Annotated in this window: 6 protein-coding genes; 3 read left to right on the top strand and 3 right to left on the bottom strand. The window is 60.3% G+C overall.

The genetic code is table 11. The features are described 5' to 3' along the window. Nucleotides 1–93 precede the first annotated feature (93 nt). Entirely contained in the window at nt 94–1,500 is a 1,407-nt protein-coding gene (locus PMI23_RS17115) for an adenosylmethionine--8-amino-7-oxononanoate transaminase (RefSeq protein WP_007913711.1), read from the bottom strand. Between the two features lie 223 nt (nt 1,501–1,723). Here PMI23_RS17115 and PMI23_RS17110 point away from each other — a divergent pair, with 223 nt between their 5' ends. The 3 genes from PMI23_RS17110 to PMI23_RS17100 all read left to right on the top strand — a co-directional run bounded on the left by PMI23_RS17110 (nt 1,724) and on the right by PMI23_RS17100 (nt 5,000). Then, a complete protein-coding gene (locus PMI23_RS17110; RefSeq protein WP_007913712.1) occupies nt 1,724–3,493 on the top strand; it encodes a flavin monoamine oxidase family protein in 1,770 nt (589 codons plus the stop codon). A 348-nt stretch (nt 3,494–3,841) separates the two neighbouring features. After that, complete coding sequence (locus PMI23_RS17105) at nt 3,842–4,393, top strand: cytochrome b (RefSeq protein ID WP_007913713.1); 552 nt, start codon at nt 3,842–3,844, stop codon at nt 4,391–4,393. A gap of 31 nt (nt 4,394–4,424) precedes the next feature. After that, nucleotides 4,425–5,000 carry a YceI family protein gene (locus tag PMI23_RS17100; RefSeq protein WP_007913714.1) on the top strand — a complete coding sequence of 192 codons (576 nt, stop codon included), beginning with the start codon at nt 4,425–4,427 and terminating at the stop codon, nt 4,998–5,000. Between the two features lie 247 nt (nt 5,001–5,247). On the opposite strand, the gene PMI23_RS17095 is transcribed toward PMI23_RS17100, so the two are convergent. Both PMI23_RS17095 and PMI23_RS17090 read right to left on the bottom strand, forming a co-directional pair. After that, nucleotides 5,248–7,131: a DEAD/DEAH box helicase gene (locus PMI23_RS17095; protein ID WP_007913716.1), complete on the bottom strand. Its 1,884-nt coding sequence runs from the start codon at nt 7,129–7,131 to the stop codon at nt 5,248–5,250. A gap of 222 nt (nt 7,132–7,353) precedes the next feature. Then, complete coding sequence (locus PMI23_RS17090; protein ID WP_007913718.1) at nt 7,354–8,166, bottom strand: substrate-binding periplasmic protein; 813 nt, start codon at nt 8,164–8,166, stop codon at nt 7,354–7,356. Nucleotides 8,167–8,306: the final 140 nt, after the last annotated feature.

Here is an 8,306-nt window from a genome sequence, read left to right as displayed (position 1 = left end):
ATGCCTCAATGGACGCTCTGCGTCCGCTTTGGGACGCGGAGCGTCCCGGGCTGCATTCCCACGCGGAGCGTGGGAACGAGCGAGTAAACCGGATCAACCCGGATCGCGGAAGCCGGGGTGGAAGTCTTTCGGCACGGCCACGCTGACGCTGTCACGCGTGGCAATGTCGATGCCTTCGCTGGCGACTTCGGCGAGGAAGTCGATCTGCTCCGGGGTGATCACGTACGGCGGCAGGAAATACACCACGCTACCCAGCGGACGCAGCAACGCGCCACGCTCCAGCGCATGCTGGAACACTTTCAGACCGCGACGTTCCTGCCAAGGGTAGGCCTCTTTGGTGGCTTTATCCTTGACCATCTCGATGGCCAGGACCATGCCGGTCTGGCGCACTTCGGAGACGTTCGGGTGATCGACCAGATGCGCCGTCGCCGATGCCATGCGCTGGGCCAGCGCCTTGTTGTTCTCGATAACGTTGTCCTGCTCGAAGATATCCAGCGTTGCCAGTGCCGCCGCGCATGCCAGCGGGTTGCCGGTGTAGCTGTGCGAATGGAGGAAGGCGCGCAAGGTTGGATAGTCATCGTAGAACGCGCTGTAGACCTCGTCGGTGGTCAGGCACGCGGCCAGCGGCAAATAGCCGCCGGTCAGCGCTTTCGACAGGCAGAGGAAGTCCGGGCGGATGCCGGCCTGTTCACAGGCAAACATGGTTCCGGTGCGACCGAAGCCAACGGCGATTTCGTCGAGGATCAAATGCACGCCGTAGCGATCGCAGGCCTCGCGCAGCAATTTCAGATACACCGGGTGATACATGCGCATGCCGCCAGCGCCCTGAATCAGCGGCTCGACGATCACTGCCGCGACGCTGTCATGGTTCTCGGCCAAGGTCTGTTCCATGGCCGCGAACATGTTGCGCGAATGTTCTTCCCAACTCATCCCCTCGGGGCGCCCGTAGCAATCCGGGCTCGGCACCTTGATGGTGTCCATCAGCAGCGCTTTGTAGGTCTCGGTGAACAGCGGCACGTCACCGACCGCCATCGCCGCCATGGTTTCGCCGTGGTAGCTGTTGGTCAGGGTGACGAAGCGCTTCTTGTTCGGTTGACCGCGATTGAGCCAGTAGTGAAAGCTCATTTTCAGCGCGACTTCGATGCAGGACGAACCGTTATCGGCGTAGAATACCCGGTTCAGCCCTTCCGGCGTCATCTTCACCAGACGTTCGGACAGCTCGATCACCGGTTGATGGCTGAAGCCAGCCAGAATCACGTGCTCCAGTTGATCGACCTGATCCTTGATGCGCTGATTGATCCGCGGGTTGGCGTGGCCAAACACGTTGACCCACCACGAGCTGACGGCGTCGAGGTAGCGCTTGCCTTCGAAGTCTTCGAGCCAGACGCCTTCACCGCGCTTGATCGGGATCAGCGGCAGCTGTTCGTGGTCTTTCATCTGGGTGCAGGGATGCCACAACACCGCGAGGTCGCGTTGCATCCACTGGTTATTCAGGCCCATTTACAGTCTCCTCGAGGCGGCTCGCGTCAGGCGCGGGCAAACAATCGCGCAAGCCTATGCAATGCATCGCGCGGGGACAACCCATTGTGTCGATTGAGCTACTTTGTATGAGCCGATAGACGTCGCTGGCGGCGTTTTGATGGCTAACGTATTCTTCGCGGTTCTTTGGGTCGTCTGACCCGCAAAACTGCTTTTTCCTACGTGTATTTCCGGAGTTCGCTGAATGTCTGTCGGTTGGCTGCGCGCCTGTGCGCTGGTGATGTTGGGGCTGTTCAGCGTTACAGCGCTGGCCAAGGATAAAACTGCAATCGTGATCGGCGGCGGCCTCTCGGGTCTGACTGCCGCTTATGAACTGCAAAACAAAGGCTGGCAGGTCACCCTGCTGGAAGCCAAGCCGAGCTTGGGCGGACGCTCGGGCATGGCCACCAGCGAGTGGATCGGCAACGACAAGACCCAGCCGGTGCTGAACAAGTACGTGTCGACGTTCAAGCTGGGCACCACGCCGGCACCTGAGTTCGTGCGGACCCCGGGCTACCTGATCGACGGCGAGTATTTCTCTGCCGCCGATCTGGCGACCAAGCAACCGGCCACCGCCGATGCCTTGAAGCGCTATCAGAAAACCCTCGACGATCTGGCACGTTCGATCGACGATCCGCAGAACCCGGCGGCGACCAGTACGTTGCACGCACTGGACCAGATCACCGTATCGAGCTGGCTCGACAAGCAGAACCTGCCGGCCACTGCGCGTCAGCTGATCAACCAGGACATCCGCACCCACTACGACGAACCTTCGCGTCTGTCGCTGCTGTACTTCGCGCAGCAGAACCGCGTGTATCGCGGCATCTCCGACCGTGACCTGCGTGCTTCGCGTCTGGTCGGCGGCAGCCAGGTGCTGGCGCAGGCGTTCGTCAAACAGATCAAAACCATCAAGACCAACTCGCCGGTGTCGGCGATCAATCAGGACAAGGATGGCGTGACCGTCAAGGTCGGCAGTGTTGGTTATCAGGCTGATTACGTTGTACTGGCCGTGCCATTGCGTGCGCTGAACAAGATTGCTTTGACGCCGGCGCTGGATGCCCAGCACATGGCCGCGATCAAGGGCACCAACTACGGCTGGCGCGACCAGATCATGCTGAAGTTCAAGACGCCGGTGTGGGAAAGCAAGGCGCGCATGTCCGGCGAGATCTACAGCAACACCGGTCTCGGCATGCTCTGGATCGAACCTGCCCTGAAGGGCGGCGCCAACGTGGTGATCAACCTGTCCGGCGACAATGCCCGCGTGATGCAGGCGTTCGGCGACAAGCAGATGGTCGATCAGGTGCTGATCCGTCTGCACGCGTTTTATCCACAGGCCCGTGGCTCGTTCACCGGTTATGAAATCCGTCGCTACAGCACCGACCCGTCGATGGGCGGTGCGTACCTGGCTTACGGCCCGGGGCAGATCAGCAAGTTCTGGCGCCTGTGGGAACGTCCGCTGCAACGCGTGACCTTCGCCGGCGAACACACCGACACCTTGTACCCGGGAACTCTGGAAGGCGCACTGCGCACTGGCCAGCGAGCGGCCAGTCAGGTTGAAGATCTGGCGGCGGGCAAATCGTTCGAGCCAGCCAAAGTGCTGCCGGCTGCAGCAGCGGCAGGCGCGGCGGGTGCCGTGGCGGCGAAGAAGGGCAACTTCTTCAGCAACCTGTTCGGCGGTTCGGATGACGAGAAGAAGCCAGAGCCTGTGAAAGCGCCAGAGCCGGCTCCAACTCCGGTAGCACCTGCGCCTGCGCCGACCCCGGCCCCTGCGCCAGCTCCGGTGGAAGCACCGAAGCCTGCAGCTCCGGTAAAGGCTGAGCCTGCGAAGAAAGCGGCAGCCAAGCCAGCGGCGAAGAAGCCGGCTGCGAAAACCGAGGCGAAAAAGCCTGCGGCCAAACCAGCGGCGAAAAAGGCTGAACCGGCGAAGAAGCCAGCAGCCAAGCCTGCGGCAACGACCGAGACCAAGGCGCAGTAAGCCTTGCGGTGAATGAAGAAGCGCGGCGTTTATGCCGCGCTTTTTTTTTGCCTGTGAGGGCCCCATCGCTGGCAAGCCAGCTCCCACAGGTTTCTGAGGTGAACGCAGAATTTGTGAACGCCACCGACCACTGTGGGAGCGGGCTTGCCCGCGATGAAGCCTGTCCAGACAGCGCATCATCAGGATCTGCCACCTAACATCCCGCCACACTTTCCCCGTTAATCTTTCCTTAACAAGCCACTTCCAGACTCTTGATCGTATTTCTCGATATTTCAAAGCAAAATTTTCCGCTTTAATTCGATAGATAACTCGCTAGTCTTGGTTCGCAGTTCTCACAGGATTTGGGCAATGCAGCTACGTAACTCTTCTTCGCGCTATGGTTGGGTCAGCATCTTCATGCACTGGGGCGTGGCGCTGGTGGTCTTCGGGCTGTTTGCGCTGGGCCTGTGGATGGTCGGGCTGGATTACTACAGCAGCTGGCGCAAAGAGGCGCCGGATCTGCACAAGAGTATCGGCCTGGTGTTGCTGGCCGTGATGGTGTTGCGGGTGCTGTGGCGTTTTATCAGCCCACCGCCGCCGACGCTGCAGAGCTACAGCCGCATGACCCGGATCGGCGCCAAGTTCGGCCACGGGTTTCTGTATCTGGCGCTGTTCGCTGTGATGCTTGCCGGTTACCTGATTTCCACCGCAGACGGTGTCGGGATCCCGGTGTTTGGCCTGTTTGAAGTTCCTGCACTGGTTTCCGGGCTACCGGATCAGGCAGATACCGCTGGGGTGATTCATCTCTGGCTGGCGTGGGCACTGGTAATTTTTTCCGGTCTCCATGCGTTGGCAGCATTGAAGCACCACTTTATCGATCGTGATGCGACCCTGACACGAATGCTCGGTCGCAAAGCCTGAAATTCAACCTCGACTCAAAGGAAAAGAAAGCATGTTGAAAAAGACTCTGGCCGCTCTGGCAATCGGTTCTGCACTGCTCTCGGCCCAGGCCATGGCAGCGGACTACAAAATCGACAAGGAAGGTCAGCACGCCTTCGTTGACTGGAAAATCAGCCACCTGGGTTACAGCTTCATCCACGGTACTTTCAAAGATTTCGACGGTACGTTCTCGTGGGATTCGGCCAAGCCTGAAGCCAGCAAAATCTCCGTCGATGTGAAAACCGCCAGCCTTTGGTCGAACCACGCTGAACGTGACAAGCACATCGCCAGCAAAGACTTCCTCGACGTGGGCAAGTTTGCTGACGCCAAGTTCGTCTCCACCGCTGTTAAGTCGACCGGTGAAAAGACTGCTGACGTGACTGGCGACCTGACCCTGCACGGCGTGACCAAGCCTGTGACCTTCAAGGCCACGTTCAACGGCGAAGGCAAGGATCCATGGGGCGGCGAGCGTGCTGGTTTCAACGCGAAGACCACCCTCAACCTGAACGATTTCGGGATCAAGGGCCCAGGTCCTACCTCGCAAACTGCGGATCTGGACATCTCGCTGGAAGGCGTGAAAGTTAAGTAACTTTCTCCTCGCCACATAAAAACGCCCCCGGTTGAAAGGCCGGGGGCGTTTTTTATTGCCTGCCACAACCCTGATCCCTGTAGGAGCTGCCGAAGGCTCGGGCCGCGATCGGACGATCTTTTGATGTTGGCTTTTCTAAGATCAAAAGATCGCAGCCTCGGCAGCTCCTACAGAAAGCGGCTTTGGGTCGTCCATAAAAAATGCCCCGGCTCTTTCGAGGCGGGGCATTTTTCATTGCAGCGTCAAATCAGCGATTGCGGGTCAGCAAGGCTGGTTTTTCGCCACGCGGGCGGCTTGGCAGTTGATCAAGCTGCTCAGGCGTCGGGAAGCGATCGGCTTTCGATTCCTTGTGCATGATCTTCGGGCCGGTGCTGCGCGGGTTCTGCACGGCTGGCTCGCTGCGTGGCTGATCGTCACGGGCTGGACGGCGGTTGCGCGAGGACGAAGCGGAATCGTCGCGACGACCCGACTGACCGTCACGCGGTGCACCGTTGCGCGGGCCGCTGCGTTTGGCCGGTGGGGTGCCGGTGCTCGAACCGTTGCTGTTGCGCGGGCCGTTCTGGCGACCCTGCGACTGACCGCCGCGAGGTGCGCCCGAACCTGCGCCAGCACCTTGAGCCGGTGCGCCTGGACGACGACCACGGCCGCCAGCAGGAGCCGGTTTCGGCACGTAGTCAACGCGGTTACCGAAGTTATCGATATCGTCGTCGAGGAATTCGTCCGGTGCGCGATCAGCTGCCGCACGTGGCGGTTGGCTCGGACGCTGTTCGCGGCTCGGAGTACCTTCGCGCGGTTTCTGCTGACGGGCAGGGCGCTCGCCACGTTCACCGGCCGGTTTTTCCTTGCCCTTGTCTTTGCCTTTGTCCTTACGACCGCCACCACCGCCGCCGCCATTCGGCCCGTCGCCGCGTGGGCCACGTGGATTGCGCGGGTTACGCACGTCCGGACGTTCACGCACTTCCGGCTTCTCGGCTTCAATGGTGCTCGAATCGAAGCCCATCAGGTCGCCGTCGGCGATTTTCTGTTTGGTCATGCGTTCGATGCTTTTCAGCAGTTTTTCTTCGTCCGGCGCGACCAGCGAAATCGCCTCGCCCGAACGACCGGCACGGCCTGTACGGCCGATACGGTGAACGTAATCTTCATCGACGTTCGGCAGTTCGAAGTTGACCACGTGTGGCAACTGATCGATGTCCAGACCGCGCGCGGCGATGTCGGTAGCCACCAGGATACGCACCTGGTTGGCCTTGAAGTCGGCCAGCGCTTTGGTCCGTGCGTTCTGGCTCTTGTTACCGTGGATCGCCACAGCCGGCAGGCCGTGCTTGTCCAGGTACTCGGCCAGACGGTTGGCGCCGTGCTTGGTGCGGGTGAAGACCAGTACCTGTTCCCACGCGCCGGCGGTGATCAGGTGCGCCAGCAGCGCACGCTTGTGGCTGGCCGGCAGACGGAACACGCGTTGTTCGATGCGCTCGACCGTGGTGTTCGGCGGCGTCACTTCGATGCGTTCCGGGTTGTGCAGCAGCTTGCCGGCGAGGTCGGTGATGTCTTTGGAGAAGGTTGCCGAGAACAGCAGGTTCTGACGCTTGGACGGCAGACGCGCGAGAACTTTTTTCACGTCGTGCACGAAACCCATGTCGAGCATGCGGTCGGCTTCGTCGAGGACGAGGATTTCAACGTGGGACAGATCAACACTGCCCTGGCCGCAGAGGTCGAGCAAACGACCCGGGCAGGCGACGAGCACGTCGACACCACGGGACATGGCCTGAACCTGTGGGTTCATGCCGACGCCGCCGAAGATGCAGGCGCTGACGAATTTCAGGTCACGGGCGTAGATCTTGAAGCTCTCGTGTACCTGGGCCGCGAGTTCGCGGGTCGGGGTCAGGACCAGTACGCGCGGTTGGCGCGGGCCATGACGCTGGGATTTGTCCGGGTGACCATTGGGGAACAACCGCTCCAGGATCGGAAGGGCGAAACCGCCGGTTTTACCGGTACCTGTCTGTGCCGCAACCATCAGGTCGCGACCTTGCAACACGGCGGGAATGGCCCGCTGTTGCACCGGAGTAGGCTCGGTATAGCCCGCATCTTCGATGGCGCGGACTAAAGCCTCGGAGAGACCGAGGGAAGCAAAGGACATGAGTAATCCTGTTTTAGTTAGGGCTTGGCCCAATGGGAGTCTTGCCTGGCGCGAATCACGTTTAAGAGGACGCAATCCCGTCCGGTCCTGCTGCGGTTCCGAAGGCACGTCTGGAGCGCTCGCGCGGGCTGCAAAGCTGCGCTGTAGCGGGTCGAGAGGCCTGTTACGGTTCCGGGCGTCCGGGCGTGAGCCTGGCGGGAACGCCGGAGTATAACAGAGCAATCACTGCGCGCTGCTTTCCTGCTGCTCAACGGTTTTGCCGCTGGCCGTGGCTGAATTCATTGATGGGCTGCTGGCGGGGGCGGCGCCGTAGCGTGCGCTCAGCTCGGCGTAGGCCGGTTCGCGCTTGAATCGCTTGAGCTCGGCGCCAAACCGCTGCACCAGCAAATCCATGCCGGCATTGCGTCGAACCGCGAGAAACTGGCTCTGACGGCTAATAACCGTCGGGTTTTCGGTGATTTGATCGCGAATATTCAGCTCATCGAGCAAATGCTGACCGACGCGACGATCAGTGATCAGCAAGTCAATGCGACCGCGCACCAGTTTGCCGAAGTTGGCTTCGTGGGTCGGGGCCGGTTCACGGGTAAACAATGTTGATTCGCTGAAGTCTGGGCTATAGAGATAACCCGGCGAGGTGCCGATGGTCAGGCCTTTGAGTTCTTCGAGTTTGCTGAACGGGTGCGGCCGGTCGTTGGCGTAAAACATCACGAATTCGACGTCCGACAGCGGCTCGCTCGGGTAGAGCAGGGTGGCGTCGCGCTCATCGCTATGGAAGATATCCAGCGCGCCATCGGCAAGGCCGGTTTCAAGCATCGACAGGCAACGCTTCCACGGCAGGAATTGCCATTCGACTTCTATGCCCAGCCGTTTGAAGACGATGGCCGTGGTTTCGTAATCCAGTCCGAGGTTCTTACCGTTCTCTTCATAGACGTAAGGCGCCCACGGCTCGGTGACAATACGCAACTTCTCGCCTCGAGCGGCGAAGCTCAGGCAAGCAAAAACCAGCACGGCGAATAACTGCGTGATCAAAGGCATGGCTTGAGATTACGACGAGAAACGCGAAAGAGCCAGAAAGTGCCTGCACAAGCTCTAATTCGGGGATTTAAAAGCAAAAGATCGCAGCCTTCGGCAGCTCCTACAGGTGTAATTAAATCCTGTGTAGGAGCTGCCGAAGG

This window comes from Pseudomonas sp. GM24, assembly GCF_000282235.1.
GTDB lineage: Bacteria > Pseudomonadota > Gammaproteobacteria > Pseudomonadales > Pseudomonadaceae > Aquipseudomonas.
The sequence above is the reverse complement of the archived record's forward strand: the minus strand, read 5'-3'. Positions and strand labels throughout refer to the sequence as shown.

What these genes read in the sequence shown, in the direction of transcription:
- PMI23_RS17115 (WP_007913711.1), bottom strand. Translation starts at nt 1,500, where the DNA reads ATGGGCCTGAATAACCAGTGGATGCAACGCGACCTCGCGGTGTTGTGG.
- PMI23_RS17110 (WP_007913712.1), top strand. Translation starts at nt 1,724, where the DNA reads ATGTCTGTCGGTTGGCTGCGCGCCTGTGCGCTGGTGATGTTGGGGCTG.
- PMI23_RS17105 (WP_007913713.1), top strand. Translation starts at nt 3,842, where the DNA reads ATGCAGCTACGTAACTCTTCTTCGCGCTATGGTTGGGTCAGCATCTTC.
- PMI23_RS17100 (WP_007913714.1), top strand. Translation starts at nt 4,425, where the DNA reads ATGTTGAAAAAGACTCTGGCCGCTCTGGCAATCGGTTCTGCACTGCTC.
- PMI23_RS17095 (WP_007913716.1), bottom strand. Translation starts at nt 7,131, where the DNA reads ATGTCCTTTGCTTCCCTCGGTCTCTCCGAGGCTTTAGTCCGCGCCATC.
- PMI23_RS17090 (WP_007913718.1), bottom strand. Translation starts at nt 8,166, where the DNA reads ATGCCTTTGATCACGCAGTTATTCGCCGTGCTGGTTTTTGCTTGCCTG.